This window comes from Mediannikoviicoccus vaginalis (assembly GCF_928097925.1).
GTDB classification, from domain to species: domain Bacteria; phylum Bacillota; class Clostridia; order Tissierellales; family Peptoniphilaceae; genus Mediannikoviicoccus; species Mediannikoviicoccus vaginalis.
In genome coordinates this window covers 380155-400563 of sequence record NZ_CAKMRI010000001.1, presented here as the reverse complement: position 1 = coordinate 400563, position 20409 = coordinate 380155, and the positions used below count along the sequence as shown (strand labels likewise).

Sequence of the window (20409 nt, the reverse complement as noted above, 5' to 3'; positions counted from 1 at the left end):
GATGATGGATCCAAGTAACATATTTAAACTTCAAGAGATTGGTAACATAGCTGAGAGTTTCCATAAGTAAATGAATATGTGAATACTAATCCGGAGTGAATAATTAATTGAGAAGAAATTAGGGTGGAACCACGGCTTTTTCGTCCCTACGTTATGTAGGGATGGAGAAGTCTTTTTTATTTAATAGGAGGCAGAGATGATAAAAATTATTTTACCTGACGATTCTGTTAGGGAATACGAATCAGGAGTATTACTAGGAGAAATTGCAAAAGATATTTCAGAAGGGCTTGCTAGGGTTGTCTTAGGTGCTGTAGTTAATGACAATATAATGGGATTACAGGAGCCTATTAGAGAAGATAGCCATGTTAGATTTGTAAAGTTTGAAGATGATGAAGGAAAACAAATTTTTTGGCATACTTCAGCACATATTATGGCTCTTGCGGTACAAAGATTGTACAAAGATGTTAAATTTGGTATAGGACCTGCAATTGCCAATGGATTTTACTATGACTTTGACCTTGAGCACAGATTTACAGACGAAGATCTTCCTAAAATTGAAGAAGAGATGAAAAAGATTATAAAAGAGGGTCACAAGGTTGAAAGATATGAAATGCCAAGGGATGAAGCTGTGAAGTTCTTCGAGGAAAAAGGAGAAAATTACAAAGTTGATCTTATTGAGCATCTTCCAGAAGATGAAATTATATCTTTCTATAAACTAGGCGAGTTTATAGATCTTTGTAAGGGACCTCATCTATATGACATAAAAAAAATAAAAGCTGTAAAACTTCTTTCAGTTGCAGGAGCATATTGGAGAGGCGATGAAAAGAATAACATGCTTCAAAGAATATATGCAATAAGCTTTGAAAAGCAAAAACAACTTACAGAATATTTAGAATTCATAGAGGAAGCAAAGAAGAGAGACCATAGAAAGCTAGGAAAAGAATTAGATTTATTCAGTTTCCAAGAAGAGGGTCCAGGTTTTCCATTCTTCCATCCAAATGGAATGATAGTGAAGAATGAGCTAATGAATTTCTGGAGAGAAGTTCATAAGAAAGAAGGTTATGGAGAGATTCAAACACCTATAATTTTAAGTGAAAGTCTATGGCATAAATCTGGTCACTGGGATCACTATAAGGAAAATATGTACTTTACAAAAATAGATGACCAAGATTATGCAGTTAAACCTATGAACTGTCCAGGATCTATATTAGTTTATAAATCTGGAATGCATAGCTATAGAGACTTTCCGTTAAAGCTTGCAGAAATGGGTCTTGTTCATAGACATGAGTTATCCGGAGCTCTACACGGTCTATTTAGAGTTAGAGCATTTACACAAGATGATGCCCATATTTATATGTTAAAGGAACAAATTAAGGAAGAAGTATCAAAAGTTATTGACCTTTGTGATTATATTTATTCTGTATTTGGATTTAAATATAATGTTGAACTTTCAACAAGACCTGAGAACTCAATGGGTTCTGATGAAGATTGGGATATAGCTATTAATAGTCTAAAGGAAGCTTTAGATTCAAAAGACTTTGAATACACAATAAATGAAGGCGATGGAGCTTTCTATGGACCAAAGATCGACTTCCATCTAGAAGATGCAATTGGAAGAACTTGGCAATGTGGAACAATTCAACTTGACTTCCAAATGCCAGAAAGATTTGAACTAACTTATATAGATAGTGACGGAGAAAAGAAAAGACCGGTAATGGTTCATAGAGCAATTCTTGGATCAATTGAAAGATTTTTAGGAATATTAATTGAACATTATGCTGGTAAGTTCCCTGCATGGCTTGCACCAGTTCAAGCAAGAATTTTACCAATTTCAGACAAGTTCAACGACTATGCTTATGAAATAAATGAAAAGCTTAAAGAGTTAGGAATAAGATCTGAAGTAGATGATAGAGCTGAAAAAGTTGGTTTTAAAATCAGAGAAGCTCAAATTCAAAAAGTTCCTTACAGCTTAATAGTTGGTGAAAAGGAAGTTGAAGGAAAAACAGTTTCTGTAAGAAAGAGAGACGAGGGAGACAAGGGTTCAATTTCAGTAGATGAGTTTGCAAAAAATCTATTAGATGAGATAAAATCAAAAAAATAAATTTATGGCCGATGGTTTTACCGTCGGCTTTTTAAATTAGAGTAATTACAAAGCTTTTGATATAATGAATATTAAGAAGGTGTGATATGTTAACAGTAAATGAAGCTAGAGAAAAAATTATAGAAAATATAAAAACTTGCAAAGAAACTATTGAGATTCCATTTTTTGAATCTGCAGGATATGTTTTAGCAGAAGATATTATTTCAAATATAAATGTGCCTGATTTTCCAAAGTCTGCAATGGACGGATATGCTTTTAATCACAAGGACTTAATTGATGGTGATAAATTCAAAGTAATTGGTGAAAATGCAGCAGGGGACTTTAATAATTATGATTATGAAAAGAATACTTGCGTAAGAGTAATGACTGGTGGATATGTTCCGGAAGGTTATGACTGTGTAGTTAAACAGGAAGATGTCTTAATAGAAAATGACATGATAAAAGTTTTAAATCCAGTTGGAAAACATTTTAATTATTGCGTTGTTGGAGAGGATATTAAAAAGGGCGAAATTTTAATTAAAAGTGGAACTGTAATCAACTCTGGACACATTGGAATTTTTGCAGGAATTGGGCTAGACAAAATAAAAGTATGTAGGCCTTTAAAAGTATCGTTAATTTCTACTGGATCTGAGCTAACAAAACCAGGAGAAAAACTTGAAGCTGGAAAAATTTATGCCATATCAACTTTTATGATAGAGTCTATCTTAGAAAAATATAAGATTGAAGTTGTTTCAAATAAGATTATTGATGATGACATTGACCACATAAAAAGTTCATTAAAAAAAGAATCAAAAGATGCTGATATTATTATCACAACTGGAGGGGTTTCAGTTGGTAAATATGACTATATTAAAAAAGTATATGAGCTTTTAAATATGAAAACTCTATTTACAAAAGTTAAAATGAAACCAGGAACTCCTGTTACATCAGGTATATATGATGACACACTTATACTTAGCGTATCTGGAAATCCATTTGCAGCCATGGTGAACTTTCAAGTGCTATTTTGGGCAGCAGTGGAAAAATATTATGGATGTTCTTATTACAGAAATAAATTGTATGAACGAATAGTAAAAGACAGTTACCTAAAACCTAGTAAGTTAAATAGATTTGTGAGAGCTAAGACCGATGGAAATTTTGTAGTGCTGGAAAATTTCCATAATTCATCTGTTATTTCTAACCTTGCAGAATGTAATTGTCTAGTTCTACAAAATCCTAATGAAGAGATTAAGGAAGGAGATAAAGTAAATATTATTTACTTGTTTTAAATGGACTTAACTATAGGAATTCTTTCAGGCGGTAAAAGTACCAGAATGGGTGCTGATAAAGCAAAACTGCTATATAAAAATAAAACTTTTTTAGAAAATTTAGTAGATGAATTTAAATGCTATCCAATAATAATTTCAAATAATAACCCCGACACCGATATCGCAGGATATAAAATCGTAAGGGATAAATATGAAAACATTGGTCCTATATCAGGTATTCTTGAAATACTTAAAGAAGCAGAAACGGAAAATGTATTTATAGTTGGCGTTGATATGCAGTTTATGACTTTAGAAGTAGCAGAATTTTTATCAACCTATGTGTCTACTGAAAATAGGATAATAACATTTGAAGATAATGGAAAGTTAAATCCACTTGGTTCAATTTATCCAAAGAATATTATTCCTGTACTTGAAGAGAGAATTAGGAATCAAGAATACAAACTTATGGACCTTTTATATGACGAAGATGCTAAAAACGTTCCGTTAAAATACAGTAAGTTTAATTCTATAATCCTTTCTAATATAAATTATCCATCGCAATATAAAAAGCTTTTAGATGACAATATAATTTGCATTTGTGGAAGGAAAAACTCTGGTAAAACCACTTTTATTTCAAATGTAATAAATTTACTAAGTACAGAAGGCTACAAAATAAAATATATAAAACATGACGGACATGATTTTACATTGGGTGAAGACAGGGATTCAAATATAGCATTTTTAAATGGTGCAATCACAACTATTGTCTACTCGGATTATAAGTATCAAATTGTTGAAAAACCATCAAAAAGCGTAGAATATTTTTTAAAAGACTCAAGGAAGTACGATTTAGTTATTATTGAAGGGCTTAAAGATTCAAATTTTAATAAATACGAGATAGTGAGAAAAGGTAACTCAAATGAAATTATTTCATCAGGACACTTAAAAGGCATTATAACCGATTTAGAAAAAAAACAATTTGATGTAGAAACTTTTGATTTAAATGATGCTAGTAAATTTGTGGAGTACTTAAAAAAAGAATATCTCTAGAGGGATAATATGAAGAAATTTTTTGACCAATTAACAGAAAAAGACCCGGAGCTTGTTTTAAATATAAAAACAGCTTTGGAAGATCAAATTAAATATTTCGAGAAAGCTTTAGAATATGACTTAACTACAAAAGATAGGGAAGAAATAGAAAAGTTTTTGGACACTACTAATTCAATTTTAGATGTTATTGAGCCAATAAATATTCAGCTTAGATTAAAAGAATTTGAGCTTAGTAAGATAGTAACTAATAAAGTAACGCTAGATCACGATTTCACCTATACTAAACCTGAAGGCTATAGACTCTATAGAGGTGAGATAGTGTCAATTAGCTCTTACTATGATTTATATGTAAGTCTTTGTGAGTACTTCTATAAACTCAATCCAGTAATCTTCAGATCTTTTCCGCAAAAAACTGATTTTAATGGTTGGAAGAGGACTTACTTTAGCTTAGAGAAAAATAAGATTAGGAATGCGGTTTTAATAGGCAATAGCGTCTATATTGAAACAAAATTTCCGGCAAATAAAATTAGGGACTTACTAATTAAAATGTTTAGTGCTTACAATTTGAGTTTTGATATATTGGAAATATATATTAGACAGGACAGGAAGGAAGAGCATAGGTATTATGAAAAATAACAAGTTAACATTTTTGCATAGTGGGGACTTTCATTTAGGATCATATTTTTATTCTTCAGATTTACCTGTTGAGTTAGTAGAAAATCGTAGGGAAAATATATGGGCTTCAATTGAAAGCCTATTTTCTTATGCCAAGGAAAAGAAAACGGACTGTATATTTTTATGTGGAGATATTTTTAATGAAAATTATGTAACACTATCAATTTTAGAAAGACTCAACTCTCTATTTAAAACGGTACCTGAAACAAAGATTTTTATAATATTTGGAAATCATGATCCATATTCAAAAAATTCAAAATTCAAATATTTAAATCTTGCTTCAAATGTTTTTGTATTTGATGACGATAATGTAAAATCTTTTGAGTTTGAAGATTTTAATGTATATGGAATAAGTTATACTGATAGAATTTTAAATAAATCTTCTTACTTTGAAGACATAAAACTAGATAGAAAAAAGATCAATATTTTACTGTTACACACAGATATTTTAATGCCTAATTTTAATTATATGAATTTAAATTTGAGTGATATAGAGAATTTAGGATTTGATTATATTGCCCTTGGGCATATTCATAAGCCTCAAAAAGTCAAGGAAAACATTATATATCCAGGATCTTTAGAACCACTTTCATTTAAGGAAACTGGTTTTCATGGTGCAATTTATGGTGAATTTGAAAATAGAAAGCTATATAAAAAATTTATACCTCTTTCAAGTTCAATCTTTACATTGGTAAACTACGAATTAAAAGAGAGTTTTGATTTTTATTATCTGCTAGAACATTTGAAAGATAATGTACTTGTGGAAGATAAAAATAATTATATTAGACTGACCCTTACAGGAAAACTTCCAATGGGTTTTGACTTGGATATAAAAGGACTTGAAGAGGCTCTTAAAAAGTATGTACACTACATTGAAGTAATTGATAATACAGAAGAAAATTATGACATTGAAAAAATTCTTGACTTAAATAGAGAAAATCAAATAGGAATTTTTATAGACAAGGTCAACTCATTAAATGAAAGTCAAGAAATAAAAGAAAAAATATTAAAATATGGATTAAATGCTTTAATGAGGGAGGATTCATGAAGCTTTTAAAACTTGAAATATCTGGATTTGGAAAATTTAAAAATAAAATAATTGACTTAAAAGAGGACTTTATTTTAATTAGAGGAGATAACGAGGCCGGTAAGAGTACATGTGTCAAATTTATTGAAGGTGTTTTTTATGGATTTGTAAAACCATATTTAAAAACAACCAGATATACAGATGATTTAGAAAAGTATAGACCATGGAATTCTCCTAACTATGAAGGTTCAGTTATAATTGAACAAAGTGGACAGATTTTAAGGGTATATAGAAACTTCCAAACTGGCGATTATAAAATATATAACGAAAAGACAGGTAAGGATATTACAGAAACTCTAGAAGGATATAAACAGTCCAATAAAAGCTTTCCTGGAGAGTATTTCTTCAAAGTAAGTAGTGAAGTTTTCAATAATACTAAAATAATAGGACAGAATAATGTTGGAATAAAAGATCAGGCATCAAGATATATTACAGATACTATGCTTAAAAATAAAGATAATCATGAAGACTTAACATCGAGTAAAAAAAGCGTTGAGTATCTTAAAGAGCTAAGAAGAGATATTGGCACAACAGCAAATACGAATAAGCCTCTTGGAAAAGCATACGAGGACTATAAAACTATAAGCTCGGAAGTAAAAAGAATTTCAGAATTAAAAGAGGAGTATGACATTTCTTTAAATAAGCTTTCAGACTTGGAAGAAGATTTTATAGAAAAGAATAATCTATTTGAATTAAAAGAAAAACAGTTATCCTTTGAGAAACAGGAAAATGATGTTAACGTCTTAAATGAGAAAGATGAGTTATTAAATGACATTGCTAATTTAAATAAAAAGAAATCTGAAATTGAAAATTCAAAAAGAATCTATGAACCATATCTAAAGGAATATGAAAAAATAAAGGATGAAGAAAAATATTTAAAGAAGGCGTTTGACGAGCTTTCACAGGAAAAGAGACTGGTATACAAAAAGTATTTAGATATTTCAAAAACGCTAGATGATACAGTAAAAAGCCATAAAAAAAGTGAAAAATCACTTAAAATAAGATATTTTTTAGTGTTCTTCTTTTCAATTATTGCAAGTTATCTTTTAAAACAATACACAAAACTTTTAAGTTCTTCTATATTTATGGCTTTTGTTGTGGTAAACCTAGTATCTTTTATGATACAAAATCGTAAATCTGGGAAATCAGATGATGAAGAATATGAAAAAGTTAAAAGGGATAGGGATTTTTATTTTAAAAAGATAGAAGATCTAGATAGGGAAATTGAGTACTTATTAAATGATGAAGAGGATAAAAATAATTCTCTTTTAGATATTGATAAGACAATTAATGACAAATTCAATATTGGTATTAAAGAGATAAAAGAACTTGATGAGGAACTACTAAACTGCAAAAAGAAGTTAGAAGAATCTAAGTCGAAACTTGATTTCATAGTAAAGACAAAACCCTTAACAAAAACTTCTAATGTTAATAAGATAGAATTTTCAAAAGATTTTTATATTGTAGAAAATATGGGTATTGAAGAATTAAGAAAAGAAAAAGATTTGCTTAACAGTGAAATCGTCAGAATAAAAGAAAGAATTAAAATACTGGATAGCGAAATAATAAAGCTACCAAGTTTGTTAGATAAAGAGAAGAGTACGGCTAAAAAAATTGAAGAATTAGAAAATAACTTGAAGATTATTGATCTTACTATAGGACTTGTGGAACAATCCTTTGAAGAGTTAAAGGCAAGTTTTGTTCCAAAACTTATAAATAGGGTAAACTCATTATTGAAACCAATCTATGGAAATGATATAAAATTTTATATAGATGAGTTTTTGAATGTTTCCTATAGAGAAAATGGAAGTAGTAATCTAAAATCGTCTTTAAGCTTGAGTAAAGGTTCGCAAGATATAATTTTTTTCGTTCTTAAGATAGCCATATGCACTGAATTATATGATAAATCAGGTTTTCTTATTCTAGACGATGCTTTTAATTACTTAGATGATGACAGGCTTAAAAAAATAATTTCTGTCTTAAAAAAGGAGCTAGTTCATAATCAGATTATAATACTTAGCTGCCAAGATAGAGAAATGGAAATTTTAAAGTCATATCAAGATGTTAAAATTTTAAATTTATAGGTGAGATAATGATTTATAGTATTTCAGATTTACATTTGGATTATACAAAAGAAAAAACAATGACCCTGTTTGGAGATAGATGGGCAGATTATGAAGAGAGAATTTTTCATAACTGGAAAGAAACTGTTAAGGATGAGGACTTGGTGCTTGTAGCTGGAGATATTTCTTGGGCTATGAGTTTAAAGTCTGCATATTATGACCTAATCAGAATAGATGAAATGCCTGGACAAAAAGTTTTTATTAAGGGCAATCACGACTATTGGTGGAGTTCTCTAAATAAAAATAATTCTTTAAATTTGAAGAGTATTTTCTTCTTACAAAATAATTATTTTGAATTTAATGATTATTGTATAGTGGGAACAAGAGGATGGGACTACCTTACAGAGGATTGTGAAGAGTATAATATCTATAGGAGAGAGCTTTTGAGGTTAGAACTTTCCTTAAATTCAGCGCCAAAAGGCAAGAAAAAAATATGTATGCTTCACTATCCACCTTTCACAAATGAAAAAAAACCCGATGATTTTCATTATATCTTAAAGGAACATGGTGTTACTAAATGTGTCTATGGTCACTTACACGGACCTGGACTTAGTAATGTGGTTGAAGGGGTTGTTGATGGAGTTGAGTACTTCTGCACATCTAGTGACTATCTTCAGTTCAAACCAATTAAAATAGTTGAAACAACTATAGCAAAATAGGAGGAAGAAATGAAAGTAATTTACACAAAAAACTATGATGAAATGAGCAAACAATCTGCAAAAATGGTAATAGAACAAATAGAAAATAAAAAAGATTCTATATTAGGCCTTGCAACTGGTTCAACACCTGTTGGACTATACAAATGTTTAATAGAAGCTCATGTTAACGGTTTAGATTTTTCAGAAGTTAAGACTTTTAATCTTGATGAGTATATAGGTTTAACTCCTGACAATCCTCAATCCTATAACTATTTTATGTTTGATAATTTATTAAACCACGTAAATGTAAAAAGAGAAAATATAAGAATCCCTCAAGGAAATAAAAATCCTGAACAAGAGGTAGTAGATTACGAAAATGATATAAGAAAGTCTGAAAGAGTAGACATTCAATTACTTGGTATTGGTCCAGATGGTCATATTGCATTTAATGAACCAGATGAAGAATTAAATTACTCAACTTCAGTAGTTGAACTAGAAGAAAGTACAATTAAAGCAAATGCAAGATTTTTTGAAAGTGAAGAGGAAGTTCCAACAAAGGCCATTTCTATGGGTATGGGAACAATCTTTAATGCAGAAAAAATTATTCTTTTAATTAGCGGGAAAAATAAAGAAGAAGCAACAAACTATTTAGTTAATAAGGACAAAATTTCAACAAAAGTTCCCGTTTCACTATTAAAGTTACATCATGACGTAACGGTATTTATAGATGAAGAGAGCGTTAAAATAAGATAGTGGAAAGAGAATTAGAAGTAAAGTTAATAAATATTGATTTAGAAGATTTTAAAAGTTCACTTCTAAAAAACGGTGCAAGCTTAACTCATCATGAGAAACAAGAAAACATATTAATTTCTTCTACAATGGCAAAATTAATATGCGATAGGGACTATATGAGAATAAGGCTTGTAAAAGATTTGCTTAATAATAAATCGTATAATTATCTAACTTACAAAAAAATGGTTGAAGATTCCAAGTTTAAAAGAGCTGAGGAATATAGTATTCAATTTGATAATTTAACAAATCTTAAAAAGATATTAGAGTTTATAAAACTTGATAGTTTTGAATCTACCTTTAAAGAAAGATTCAGCTATTCATATAATAATATTAGAATAGATTTTGACTATTGGGATAGAAATTCATTCCCTTTTGACTATGCTGAAATTGAAGCAAATTCTGAGGAGGAATTAAATGAATTTCTTAATGAATTCAATATTTCAAAAGAAAACATAAGTTCAAAATCTATAAAAGAATTGAAAGAAGAATATAAGGGGATTTAGTTCCTCTTATTTTTTTGGGAAAATTTTGTAAAATTATTTGACAATATGATTTTAAAATGGTATCTTAGTTTAAGAAAAAATAAAGAGGGGGCATAAAAAATGTTATCTGGCAGAGATTTAATAGAGATTAATGATTTTTCTAAAGAAGACATAAGCGAAATAATGGATTTAGCTCAAGACATAATTAAGAGTCCTGAGAGTTTTTCCAGTTGTTGTACTGGTAAGATTCTAGGGACTCTTTTTTTTGAGCCATCAACTAGAACAAGACTTAGTTTTGAGTCAGCAATTCACAGACTTGGTGGAGATTGTATAGGCTTTTCAGAGAGTGCTTCATCATCTACAGCAAAGGGAGAGAGCTTAGCAGACACAGTAAAAACCATAAGTAGCTATGTTGACATAATAGCAATGAGACATCCTAAAGAAGGATCTGCAACATTATCAAAGGACTTTACAACTGTGCCTTTAATAAACGCAGGTGATGGAGGACATCAACATCCAACTCAAACCCTTACTGACTTACTTACAATCATGCAAACAAAAGGTACATTTGAAAACCTAACTATTGGTCTTTGTGGTGACTTAAAATTCGGCCGTACAGTTCATTCACTTGTAAAGGCAATGAGTATGTATCCTAACAATAAATTTGTGTTTATATCACCAGAAGAATTAAAAATTCCAGAGTATATAAAAATAGTATTAAGAAATAAAAATATTGAATTTGTAGAAACTGAAAAACTTAGTTCAGTTATGCAAGACTTAGATATTCTATACATGACAAGAGTACAAAGAGAAAGATTTTTTAACGAAGAAGATTATATAAGACTTAAAGATTCTTATATATTAACTCTAGAAAAACTAGAAAATGCTAAGAAGGACTTAGCGATACTACATCCACTTCCAAGGGTGAATGAAATAGCCGTAGAAGTAGACAGCGATCCAAGGGCGGTTTACTTTAAGCAAGTAAGATACGGTGTAATTGTTAGAATGGCACTTATATTAAAACTACTAGGGGTGAAATAATGTTAACAATTAATAGTATTAACAAAGGGATTGTAATAGACCATATAAAAGCAGGTCATGGACATATGCTATATGAAATGCTTGACTTAGACAAAGCAGATTACTCTGTGGCACTAATAATGAATGCAAGTTCAAAGGCAATGGGTAAAAAAGACATCATAAAAATAGAAAATGTAATTGATTTGGACTTGAGAGTTCTTGGATTAATTGATGAAACAATAACTGTAAATATAATTGAAGATCAAAAAATAATTAAAAAGATTAATGTAGAACTTCCTGAGGTGGTTGAAGATGTAATCCAATGCAAAAATCCTCGTTGTATTTCTACAAGTGAAAGAAACATAGTTCATAGATTTGAACTTATAGATAGGGAACAAAAATTATATAAATGTGCATATTGTGATCAAATTTATGACAAGGAGGAATAAATGATAATCGATAAGCTTTATAAATCAGTTGAAGAAAAGGGTTTTGTATGTGTAGGGCTTGATACATCAATGGATTATATACCTGAAAATATCAAAAACATGAGTTCAAGTGTTGAAGATATTGTATTCGAATACAATAGACAAATCATAGATGCAACATATGACATCACTGGAGTTTACAAAGTTCAAATTGCTTATTATGAAGCCATGGGAATTGAAGGTTTAAAGGCTTATAGCAGAACTTTAAAATATCTTAGAGATAAAAACTGCATTTCAATAGGTGATGTTAAAAGAGGTGACATTGCTAATACAGCAAAGGAATATGCAAAAGCTCATTTTACAGGTGATTTTGAAGTAGATTTCATTACACTTAATCCATACATGGGATATGACAGCATTACTCCATATATGGAATATTTAAAAAATGGAGACAAAGGTGTTTTCGTATTACTTAGAACATCAAATCCAGGAGCAAAAGACATCGAATATTTAGAGTACAATAATGAACCTATGTATTACACAATTGGCGATAACATTTATAAAATGGCGCAAGAAATAATAGGGGAGTGTGGATACAGTTCTTTAGGATTTGTAGTTGGAGGAACATATAGCGAAGAAGCTAAAGAAATTAGAGAGAGATACGAAAACTCATTCTTCTTAATTCCAGGATACGGTGCACAAGGGGGAAAGGCAGAAGATATTAGACTTTACCTAAACGACTTTAATGGTGGTGTTGTAAACTCTTCAAGAGGCATAATAACAGCTTATAAAAAGGTTGAAGGTGGAGAAAAGAAATTCCAAGAATGTACAAGAGATGCGGTACTTAAAATGAGAAAGGATATATATGGAGAAGAAAAATTACAGGGATAGTAAAATTATTCTTAACAAACATATTCAAGATGACATCTATTTAATGGAACTTGAAGGAAAATTTGAAGGCAAACCAGGACAGTTTTATATGCTTAGGGCTTGGGATGATAGCCCATTACTTCCAAGACCACTTAGTATATACGATTTAGAAGAAAATAAAATTTCCTTTCTTTATAAGGTTGTTGGTAAGGGAACAGGAATCCTTTCTGAATTAAAAGAGGGAGCATATATCAAATTATTGGGACCTCTAGGAAACAGCTTTCCAACAGAAGGAGTGGAAAATTGTGCCATAGTGGCTGGTGGTATAGGCATAGCACCATTTATGTACCTTGCAAAGACTTTAAAAGGAAAAGTAGACATATACTGTGGATTCTATGATAAAAGCTATTTAATGAACGAATTTAGGAAACATGCGGACAATGTAAATATAACTACAATAACTGGGGATGAAGGTCATAAGGGACTTGTAACAGATATCATAGAGGACAAATATGACTATGTATTTGCATGTGGGCCAAATCCAATGATGCAATCACTTCAAAAAAGGGAGCTATCAGGAAAGTCATTTTATTCTTTAGAAGCTCACATGGCTTGTGGAATAGGTGCGTGCTATGGCTGCGCAATAGAAACCACAAAGGGAGTAAAGAGGGTTTGCCACGAAGGGCCTATATTTAAGGGAGAAGAGGTGATTTTTGATGCTTAGTACAAAATTATGTAACTCTGTTTTAAATAATCCTGTAATTGCAGCTTCTGGTACATTTGGATTTGGAAGAGAATACGAACCATATGTAGACTTTAATAAGATTGGTGGAATTGCAACTTCTGGAGTAACTTTTAAAGCAAAACCAGGTAATAGAGGCATTAGAATTCATGAGACACCATCAGGAATAATGAATAGCATTGGGCTTCAAAATCCTTCTACTGAAGAATTTATAAAAAATGATCTTGAATTTTTAAGAGATTATGATACTAAAATATTGGTTAATGTTGGTGGAGCTACAATAGATGAATATCTAAAATCAATTGAATTACTAAACAAAACCGACATTGAACTGATTGAACTTAATATTTCCTGCCCTAATGTAAAAGAAGGTGGAATGGCATTTGGAATTAAATGTGATATAGCGGAAGAAGTCGTGAGGGAAGTTAGAAATGCAACCGAAAAGACTTTAATAGTAAAGCTTTCTCCAAACGCTGAGAACATTAAAGATATGGCGGTTAAGTGTGTTGAAGCAGGGGCAGATGCACTTTCACTGGTAAATACATTTAATGCATTAGCTGTGGATATTTATAATAAAAAACCAGTTTTTTCAAACATAACAGCAGGCCTTTCAGGTCCGGCAATAAAGCCAATTGCATTAAGAATGGTTCATGATGTAGCGTCAGTTGTAAATGTGCCTATTATAGGTATTGGTGGAATTATGAACTGGCAAGATGCCATTGAATATATAATGGTAGGATCAACTGCAATACAAGTTGGAACGGCAAACTTTGTTAACCCTAACGCTATGGTTGAAATAGTGGAAGGAATGGAAAAGTTTATGGTTGAACAGGGAATTAAGAGTTTAGATGAAATAAGAGGAATTATTTAGGGGGATAAAATGGAAAATAGAGTTTTAGAATTATTAGAAGAAAGTAAGGCATTATTAACAGGACACTTTTTATTATCATCAGGGAAACACAGCGATAGATATATTCAATGTGCTAAACTTATACAATATCCTGATAAGACTGAAGAAGTATGCAAAATTATAAAAGAAAAAATTGATGCAGACGGTATAAAAGTTGATTTAGTTGTTGGACCAGCAATGGGAGGTATAATAATAGCCTATGAACTTGGAAGAGCATTGGGGGTTCCCGCAATCTTTACTGAAAGACAAGATGATGTTATGACTCTTAGAAGAGGTTTTGAAATCCCTGAAGGAGCAAATGTGCTTGTAGTTGAAGACGTTGTTACAACTGGAAAGAGTTCATTTGAAACTATCAAAGTTATTGAAGACCATGGGGCGAACTGTTTAGGAATTGCATGCTTAGCTGATAGAACTTCAGGAAGGGATATTGGAACAAAATTATATCCAGCCATAAGCCTTGAAATAAATATTTATGATAAAGAAGACTGTCCATTCTGTAAAGAAGGACTTGAGCTTGTAAAACCTGGTAGTAGAAAAAAATTCTAATATAATTTGAGAGTTGTCCAAGGGCAACTCTTTTTTTATTTTAAAATAAAAAGAGAGCCATCAATAGACAGCTCTCTATAATATTATTTTATATTTCTATCTTTTTTCACCTTAGCTTGTGCAGCAGTAAGTCTTGCAATAGGAACTCTGTATGGGGAACAGGATACATAATCAAGTCCTGTACTATAGCAGAATTCGATTGATTTTGGATCGCCACCATGTTCACCACAAATACCTAGGTGGATATCCGGATTTGTCTTTCTTCCGCCTTCAGTAGCTATTTCAAGAAGTTTACCAACGCCATCCACATCAATTTCTTCGAATGGACTTCTTGGATAAATCTTCTTTTCTTCATAGTCTGTTAGGAATTTGCCTGCGTCATCCCTTGAGAAACCAAATGTCATTTGAGTCATGTCATTTGTACCGAAACTAAAGAAGTCGGCTTCTTTAGCGATTTCGTCAGCAAGTAATGCAGCTCTAGGAACTTCAATCATTGTACCTATTTTATATTCAACATTTGAGTTGAATTCTTCAAACACACTATTAATTTCTTCAACGATTTCAGCCTTAACATATTTTAGTTCTTTTAAATCTCCTATAAGAGGAATCATTATTTCAGGAGTTACATTAATTCCTTCTTGTTTTAATTTTAATGCAGCTGTAATGATTGCTCTTGCTTGCATACGGTATATTTCAGGATATGTCACTGCAAGTCTACAGCCTCTGTGACCAAGCATAGGGTTGACTTCCTTCAAATCATTAACAGTATCGTTAACTTCGTCAAAAGTAAGATTCATTTTTTTAGCTAGAGCTTCAATATCTTCTTTTTTAGTTGGAAGGAATTCGTGTAGAGGAGGATCAAGTAATCTTGTAGTTACAGATTTTTCTCCCATTACTTTATAGATTTCATAGAAATCTTTTTCTTGCATAGGTCTTAATTCTTCTAGTGCTTTTTGTCTTTGCTCTAAAGTCTTTGATAAAATCATTTCTCTAACAATAGGAATTCTATTTTCATCAAAGAACATGTGCTCAGTTCTGGTTAGTCCAATTCCTTCGGCGCCAAATGCAAGTGCTTGTTTAGCATCCCTTGGAGTATCCGCATTTGTCCTAATGCCCATATCTCTGATTTCATCTGCCCAAGACATAAACTTTTCAAAGTTTCCTGATAGGGTAGGTTCTACTTTTTTAATTTCTCCATGATAGATTGAACCGTCACTACCATTTAATGATATATAATCTCCTTCATGAAGAACATATTTAGATGTTCTCATAACTTTTGATATTTCATCAACAACTATATCAGAAGCGCCGGCAACACAACATTTTCCCATTCCTCTTGCAACTACTGCAGCATGGGATGTCATTCCGCCTCTTGCTGTAAGGATACCTTCTGCTGTTACCATTCCTTCAATATCTTCTGGGGAAGTTTCTTGTCTAACAAGAATAACTTTTTCTCCATTTTTGGCAGCTTCTACAGCATCATGTGCATGGAAGTACATCTTACCACTGGCAGCACCTGGTGAAGCAGCTAGCCCTTTAGTAATAAGTTCAGCACTTTGAAGTTGTTTTTCATCGAAAGTATGGTGTAGAAGTTGGTTTAAACTAAGAGGCTCAATTCTTAAAAGAGCTTCTTCCTTTGAAATTAAGCCTTCTTCAACTAAGTCAACAGCAATATTTAATGCTGCTTGAGTAGTTCTCTTTCCATTTCTAGTTTGTAGGATATAAAGTTTTCCTTTTTCAATAGTGAATTCAAGGTCTTGCATATCCTTATAATGATTTTCAAGCTTTTCAGCAGTTGCTAAAAACTCATCATAAACTTCAGGCATCTCTTCATGTAGTGCAATAATTTCATGAGGTGTTCTAATACCTGCAACTACGTCCTCGCCTTGAGCGTTCATTAAGTATTCACCGAATAATTTATTTTCACCTGTAGCAGGGTTTCTTGAGAAGGCAACACCTGTACCAGAATTTTCTCCCATATTACCAAAAACCATTGATTGAACATTTACTGCAGTTCCAAGAGAATCGTCAATACCATTAAGTTTTCTATATACTTTTGCTCTTGGATTATTCCATGATTTGAAAACTGCTTCTATTGAATGTTCAAGTTGTACAATAGGATCTTGAGGAAAATCATGTCCCGTTTCTTCTTTATAAATTTCCTTGTACTCTGAAACTAATTGCTTTAAATCTTCGGCTGTTAGATCTGTATCCAGTTCAGCTTTCCTATCTTCTTTCATATTATCCAATGCTGTATCAAAATGTACCTTAGGTATTTCCATAGCAACATCAGAGAACATTTGAATAAATCTTCTATATGAATCAAATGCAAATCTTTCATTTCCGGTTGAATTAGCCAAGCCTATAACAGATTCGTCATTTAAACCGAGATTTAAAATTGTATCCATCATTCCAGGCATTGAGATAACAGCGCCACTTCTAACGGAGAATAGTAGAGGATTTTCTGTGTCAGAAAACTTCTTGTTTAACTTTTCTTCAGTGGTCTTAATATGTTCTCTTACTTCGTTTAAAAGCTCTTCCCAAAGCTTTTCATTTTTATCATAGTATCTATTACAAGCTTCAGTCGTAATAGTAAATCCTGGAGGTACTGAAAGTCCTAAGTTTGTCATTTCAGCTAAGTTAGCTCCCTTTCCTCCAAGAAGGTTTCTCATATCTTTATTACCTTCTAAAAAATCGTAAACATACTTTTTTGTCATTTGATTCCTCCTACAACCTATTATTAATTTTTCTTAGATGTCTAATAATTATTTCAGCTGTTTCTTCAATAGCCCTATCAGAAACATCTATTATAGGACATCCTACTTTCTTCATTATCGAATGGGCATACTCTAGTTCTAACAATATCCTATCAAGATTTGAATAAGAAGAGTTAGATGGTAAGCCAAGCGATTGAAGTCTTGACTTTCTTATAGAATTAAGTTTAACCGGTGAATTAGTAAGCCCAATTATTTTTTTACTTGGCACTTCAAAAATTTCCTTAGGCACTGGTGTTTCAGGCACAAGAGGAATATTTGCCACTCTGAAGTTCTTATTGGCCAAGTACATTGATAGGGGAGTTTTGGAAGTACGTGATACCCCTATAATAGTTACATCTGCAGATAGCACACCTCTTGGGTCCTTACCATCGTCATAGCGCACAGCAAAATCTATGGCGTCAACTCTTTTAAAGTATTGAGCATCAAGATTTCTAAGGGCACCTGGCTTAGTCTTTGGTTCCAAATTAGAAACCCTTTCAATGGCTATTATGGCCGGAGTTAAGATATCGACAGAGTGCAAGTTTTTAAGCTCACAAATCTTTTTCAAATGTTCAATTAGATGCTCATCAACAAGAGAATAAAACAAGATAGTTTTTTCAGAATTATCAATTTTATCGGTTATCTTGTTAAGAACTTCTATATTTCGAACATTAGAATGCCTCTCGATTTCCCTTTCTTCTATATCGAATTGTGCAAAAGCAGCTCTAACAATCTGCTCGCAAGTTTCTCCAGTGGAGTCTGATATTACAATAAGTTTCAGCATTTTTCTCCCTCAAAACAAATTCTAATACTATTATACATTAATTTTCGATTTAATTTAAGTGTAATGATACCGTTTTTCTCAATAAATTAAAAACTCATATTAAAGATTGTTAAAATCTCGAATATGAGTTTGAATTATTATAGTAAATTTATTCCGTTTTCTTTACATTCTTCAATCATAGACTTAGGCCAAGTACTTGCTTGAACTTCTCCAATGTGGGCTTTTTGTAAAAAGAACATACATAGTCTTGATTGACCAATACCTCCACCGATACATTCAGGATATTTTCCATTAACTAAATTTTTATGGAACTCATAGTTAAGTCTATTAGTAGTTTTTGATTCTTCAAGTTGTTTCTTCAATGCTTCGGAATCAACACGTATACCCATGGAAGAAAGTTCAAGAGCATCATCTAATATAGGATTCCAAACAATAATATCTCCATTTAAATCCCAGTCATCATAGTCAGGAGCTCTCATGCTGTGAGGTTTGCCACATTTTAAATTTCTACCTATTTTTGAAATAAAAATAGCACCTTTTTCTTTTGCAAATAGTTTTTCCCTTTCTTCAAATGAACTATTTGGATACATTTCCTCTAACTCAAATGTAGTAATAAAAGTTATTTCCTTAGGCAAAATTTTATTATAGTCATCATAGGTTTCGAATAACATATTTTCAGTATCTAAAAGCACATCATAAATATCTCTAACAACTTTTTCTAAGTATTCTTCACTTCTTTCGTTAGGAGAGATAGCTTTTTCCCAGTCCCATTGATCTACATAGTAGGAGTGGGTGTTGTCACAATTTTCGCAAGATCTTATGGCGTTCATATCTGTGTATAGCCCTTGACCAACTTCGATATTATATGAAGAAAGTGCGTTTCTCTTCCATTTTGCCAGTGAATGTATTATTTCAAGATCAACTTCTTCACCATCTTGAGAAACTTTAAATGAAACTGGTACTTCAGTTCCGCTTAAGTTGTCATTAAAACCAGATTGTTTATCTACAAAAAGTGGAGCAGATACTCTTATTAAATTTAATTTTTTAGATAGATTGATTTGAAAAAAATCTTTAATTAACTTTATAGCTTTTTGAGTCTTTATCAAATCAAGACTTGATTTATAATCTTTTGGTATTATTAAATTACTCATTTCATCACGTTCCTATTATTTAAATTGTTAATTAACATTAATAGTATACTTAAAGATGGATTTTAGGTCAATGTTCATGTTATAATAAACAAAAGTGAGGTGATAAAATGGGTATAAAACTTTTAGTTGACTCGGGATGCGATTTATCTCAGGAGCTGGCTAAAAAATATAATGTAGGCATATTACCTTTTACTGCAATTTGCAATGAAGTAGAATATAAAGATGGAATAGACATAACATCTAAGGAATTAAATGAAAGAATGCGTGAGGGAGATGTCTTTACAACAGCTCAAATACCAATCGATGAATATTATAGAGCCTTTTTAAAAGAAACTGAAAAGGGGAATAAAGTTATTTTATTAGTATTATCAAGTGGTATAACAAGTTCGATAAATTCTGCAAGATTAGCTAAAAATATGTTACTGGACGAAAATCCGAATGCTGTTATAGAAGTAATAGATTCAAAACTTGCTTCTTATGGATTTGGTTTGTTAGTAAGAAGAACAGTAGAATATATAAAAAATGGTATGAATTTTGATGATGTTGTATTAAAAATAAATGAACTTATAGATTCTACTTTAACATATTTTACTGTAGATGATTTAAAATATCTTTACAGGGGAGGGCGAGTATCCGCAGCAGAAAAAGTTGTAGGAGGAATGCTTAATATCAAACCTGTACTTCATGTAGATAAAGAAGGGCGACTAATTCCGATTGACAAGGCAAGGGGAATAAAAAAAGTATATAAGAAATTTGTTGAATTAACAAAAAAAGAAACAGATCCAGATATAAACAAAGATCAGCTCGTTATTATAGGTCATTCTGATTCTTTACAATCAGCTTTAGATTTTAAAGAAATACTTGCAAATGAAATGGGATTCACAAATATATATATAGATGAAATTGGTCCTGTTATAAGTTCTCATTCAGGCCCAGGAACTTTGATGTTCTCTCTACTAAAGAAAAATCTTGAAGAAGAATATATGATTATAAAAATGTAACTAGGA

At 31.3% G+C, this 20409-nt stretch carries 19 protein-coding genes; 16 read left to right on the top strand and 3 right to left on the bottom strand.

Annotation, left to right across the window (positions count from 1 at the left end; all coding sequences use genetic code 11):
* Positions 1 to 196 precede the first annotated feature (196 nt).
* The 15 genes from thrS to pyrE all read left to right on the top strand — a co-directional run bounded on the left by thrS (position 197) and on the right by pyrE (position 14711).
* The gene (gene thrS, locus L6651_RS01980; RefSeq protein WP_237036387.1) at positions 197 to 2101 is read left to right on the top strand and encodes a threonine--tRNA ligase; all 1905 of its coding nucleotides are present in this window, start codon (positions 197 to 199) and stop codon (positions 2099 to 2101) included.
* An 86-nt stretch (positions 2102 to 2187) separates the two neighbouring features.
* Positions 2188 to 3369 (top strand): molybdopterin molybdotransferase MoeA, encoded by a 1182-nt coding sequence (locus L6651_RS01975; RefSeq protein WP_237036386.1) that lies wholly within the window; start codon positions 2188 to 2190, stop codon positions 3367 to 3369.
* On the top strand, positions 3370 to 4398 hold the full coding sequence (gene mobB, locus L6651_RS01970) for a molybdopterin-guanine dinucleotide biosynthesis protein B (protein ID WP_255784605.1): 1029 nt from the start codon (positions 3370 to 3372) through the stop codon (positions 4396 to 4398).
* 9 nt (positions 4399 to 4407) lie between these two features.
* Entirely contained in the window at positions 4408 to 5034 is a 627-nt protein-coding gene (locus tag L6651_RS01965) for a hypothetical protein (protein WP_237036384.1), read from the top strand.
* Complete coding sequence (locus tag L6651_RS01960; protein ID WP_237036383.1) at positions 5024 to 6121, top strand: metallophosphoesterase family protein; 1098 nt, start codon at positions 5024 to 5026, stop codon at positions 6119 to 6121. Before L6651_RS01965 ends, L6651_RS01960 begins: the two co-directional genes overlap by 11 nt.
* Complete coding sequence (locus L6651_RS01955) at positions 6118 to 8244, top strand: ATP-binding protein (RefSeq protein WP_237036382.1); 2127 nt, start codon at positions 6118 to 6120, stop codon at positions 8242 to 8244. The genes L6651_RS01960 and L6651_RS01955 overlap by 4 nt, the downstream gene beginning before the upstream one ends.
* Positions 8245 to 8252: 8 nt before the next feature.
* On the top strand, positions 8253 to 8942 hold the full coding sequence (locus L6651_RS01950) for a metallophosphoesterase (protein ID WP_237036381.1): 690 nt from the start codon (positions 8253 to 8255) through the stop codon (positions 8940 to 8942).
* A gap of 9 nt (positions 8943 to 8951) precedes the next feature.
* Positions 8952 to 9674, top strand: coding sequence for a glucosamine-6-phosphate deaminase (gene nagB, locus L6651_RS01945; RefSeq protein ID WP_237036380.1), 723 nt, complete (start codon positions 8952 to 8954; stop codon positions 9672 to 9674).
* Complete coding sequence (locus L6651_RS01940; RefSeq protein ID WP_237036379.1) at positions 9674 to 10216, top strand: CYTH domain-containing protein; 543 nt, start codon at positions 9674 to 9676, stop codon at positions 10214 to 10216. The genes nagB and L6651_RS01940 overlap by 1 nt, the downstream gene beginning before the upstream one ends.
* Before the next feature lie 99 nt (positions 10217 to 10315).
* Positions 10316 to 11236, top strand: coding sequence for an aspartate carbamoyltransferase (pyrB, locus tag L6651_RS01935; RefSeq protein ID WP_237036378.1), 921 nt, complete (start codon positions 10316 to 10318; stop codon positions 11234 to 11236).
* On the top strand, positions 11236 to 11664 hold the full coding sequence (locus L6651_RS01930; protein ID WP_237036377.1) for an aspartate carbamoyltransferase regulatory subunit: 429 nt from the start codon (positions 11236 to 11238) through the stop codon (positions 11662 to 11664). Before pyrB ends, L6651_RS01930 begins: the two co-directional genes overlap by 1 nt.
* Entirely contained in the window at positions 11665 to 12534 is an 870-nt protein-coding gene (gene pyrF, locus L6651_RS01925; protein ID WP_237036376.1) for an orotidine-5'-phosphate decarboxylase, read from the top strand.
* Positions 12509 to 13237, top strand: coding sequence for a dihydroorotate dehydrogenase electron transfer subunit (locus L6651_RS01920; RefSeq protein WP_237036375.1), 729 nt, complete (start codon positions 12509 to 12511; stop codon positions 13235 to 13237). Before pyrF ends, L6651_RS01920 begins: the two co-directional genes overlap by 26 nt.
* Complete coding sequence (locus L6651_RS01915; RefSeq protein ID WP_237036374.1) at positions 13230 to 14126, top strand: dihydroorotate dehydrogenase; 897 nt, start codon at positions 13230 to 13232, stop codon at positions 14124 to 14126. Before L6651_RS01920 ends, L6651_RS01915 begins: the two co-directional genes overlap by 8 nt.
* 9 nt (positions 14127 to 14135) lie before the next feature.
* On the top strand, positions 14136 to 14711 hold the full coding sequence (gene pyrE, locus L6651_RS01910) for an orotate phosphoribosyltransferase (RefSeq protein ID WP_237036373.1): 576 nt from the start codon (positions 14136 to 14138) through the stop codon (positions 14709 to 14711).
* Between the two features lie 83 nt (positions 14712 to 14794).
* Here pyrE and ppdK read toward each other — a convergent pair whose 3' ends face one another.
* The 3 genes from ppdK to asnA form a co-directional block, all read right to left on the bottom strand.
* The gene (ppdK, locus tag L6651_RS01905; protein ID WP_237036372.1) at positions 14795 to 17428 is read right to left on the bottom strand and encodes a pyruvate, phosphate dikinase; all 2634 of its coding nucleotides are present in this window, start codon (positions 17426 to 17428) and stop codon (positions 14795 to 14797) included.
* Between the two features lie 10 nt (positions 17429 to 17438).
* Positions 17439 to 18251, bottom strand: coding sequence for a pyruvate, water dikinase regulatory protein (locus L6651_RS01900; protein WP_237036371.1), 813 nt, complete (start codon positions 18249 to 18251; stop codon positions 17439 to 17441).
* Positions 18252 to 18388: 137 nt separating this feature from the next.
* Positions 18389 to 19402, bottom strand: coding sequence for an aspartate--ammonia ligase (gene asnA / locus L6651_RS01895; RefSeq protein ID WP_237036370.1), 1014 nt, complete (start codon positions 19400 to 19402; stop codon positions 18389 to 18391).
* 107 nt (positions 19403 to 19509) lie between these two features.
* Between asnA and L6651_RS01890 the strand changes: the two genes are divergently transcribed.
* On the top strand, positions 19510 to 20403 hold the full coding sequence (locus L6651_RS01890) for a DegV family protein (RefSeq protein WP_237036369.1): 894 nt from the start codon (positions 19510 to 19512) through the stop codon (positions 20401 to 20403).
* The last annotated feature ends 6 nt before the right edge of the window (positions 20404 to 20409 follow it).

What these genes read in the sequence shown, in the direction of transcription:
- thrS (WP_237036387.1), top strand. Translation starts at nt 197, where the DNA reads ATGATAAAAATTATTTTACCTGACGATTCTGTTAGGGAATACGAATCA.
- L6651_RS01975 (WP_237036386.1), top strand. Translation starts at nt 2,188, where the DNA reads ATGTTAACAGTAAATGAAGCTAGAGAAAAAATTATAGAAAATATAAAA.
- mobB (WP_255784605.1), top strand. Translation starts at nt 3,370, where the DNA reads ATGGACTTAACTATAGGAATTCTTTCAGGCGGTAAAAGTACCAGAATG.
- L6651_RS01965 (WP_237036384.1), top strand. Translation starts at nt 4,408, where the DNA reads ATGAAGAAATTTTTTGACCAATTAACAGAAAAAGACCCGGAGCTTGTT.
- L6651_RS01960 (WP_237036383.1), top strand. Translation starts at nt 5,024, where the DNA reads ATGAAAAATAACAAGTTAACATTTTTGCATAGTGGGGACTTTCATTTA.
- L6651_RS01955 (WP_237036382.1), top strand. Translation starts at nt 6,118, where the DNA reads ATGAAGCTTTTAAAACTTGAAATATCTGGATTTGGAAAATTTAAAAAT.
- L6651_RS01950 (WP_237036381.1), top strand. Translation starts at nt 8,253, where the DNA reads ATGATTTATAGTATTTCAGATTTACATTTGGATTATACAAAAGAAAAA.
- nagB (WP_237036380.1), top strand. Translation starts at nt 8,952, where the DNA reads ATGAAAGTAATTTACACAAAAAACTATGATGAAATGAGCAAACAATCT.
- pyrB (WP_237036378.1), top strand. Translation starts at nt 10,316, where the DNA reads ATGTTATCTGGCAGAGATTTAATAGAGATTAATGATTTTTCTAAAGAA.
- L6651_RS01930 (WP_237036377.1), top strand. Translation starts at nt 11,236, where the DNA reads ATGTTAACAATTAATAGTATTAACAAAGGGATTGTAATAGACCATATA.
- pyrF (WP_237036376.1), top strand. Translation starts at nt 11,665, where the DNA reads ATGATAATCGATAAGCTTTATAAATCAGTTGAAGAAAAGGGTTTTGTA.
- L6651_RS01920 (WP_237036375.1), top strand. Translation starts at nt 12,509, where the DNA reads ATGGAGAAGAAAAATTACAGGGATAGTAAAATTATTCTTAACAAACAT.
- L6651_RS01915 (WP_237036374.1), top strand. Translation starts at nt 13,230, where the DNA reads ATGCTTAGTACAAAATTATGTAACTCTGTTTTAAATAATCCTGTAATT.
- pyrE (WP_237036373.1), top strand. Translation starts at nt 14,136, where the DNA reads ATGGAAAATAGAGTTTTAGAATTATTAGAAGAAAGTAAGGCATTATTA.
- ppdK (WP_237036372.1), bottom strand. Translation starts at nt 17,428, where the DNA reads ATGACAAAAAAGTATGTTTACGATTTTTTAGAAGGTAATAAAGATATG.
- L6651_RS01900 (WP_237036371.1), bottom strand. Translation starts at nt 18,251, where the DNA reads ATGCTGAAACTTATTGTAATATCAGACTCCACTGGAGAAACTTGCGAG.
- asnA (WP_237036370.1), bottom strand. Translation starts at nt 19,402, where the DNA reads ATGAGTAATTTAATAATACCAAAAGATTATAAATCAAGTCTTGATTTG.
- L6651_RS01890 (WP_237036369.1), top strand. Translation starts at nt 19,510, where the DNA reads ATGGGTATAAAACTTTTAGTTGACTCGGGATGCGATTTATCTCAGGAG.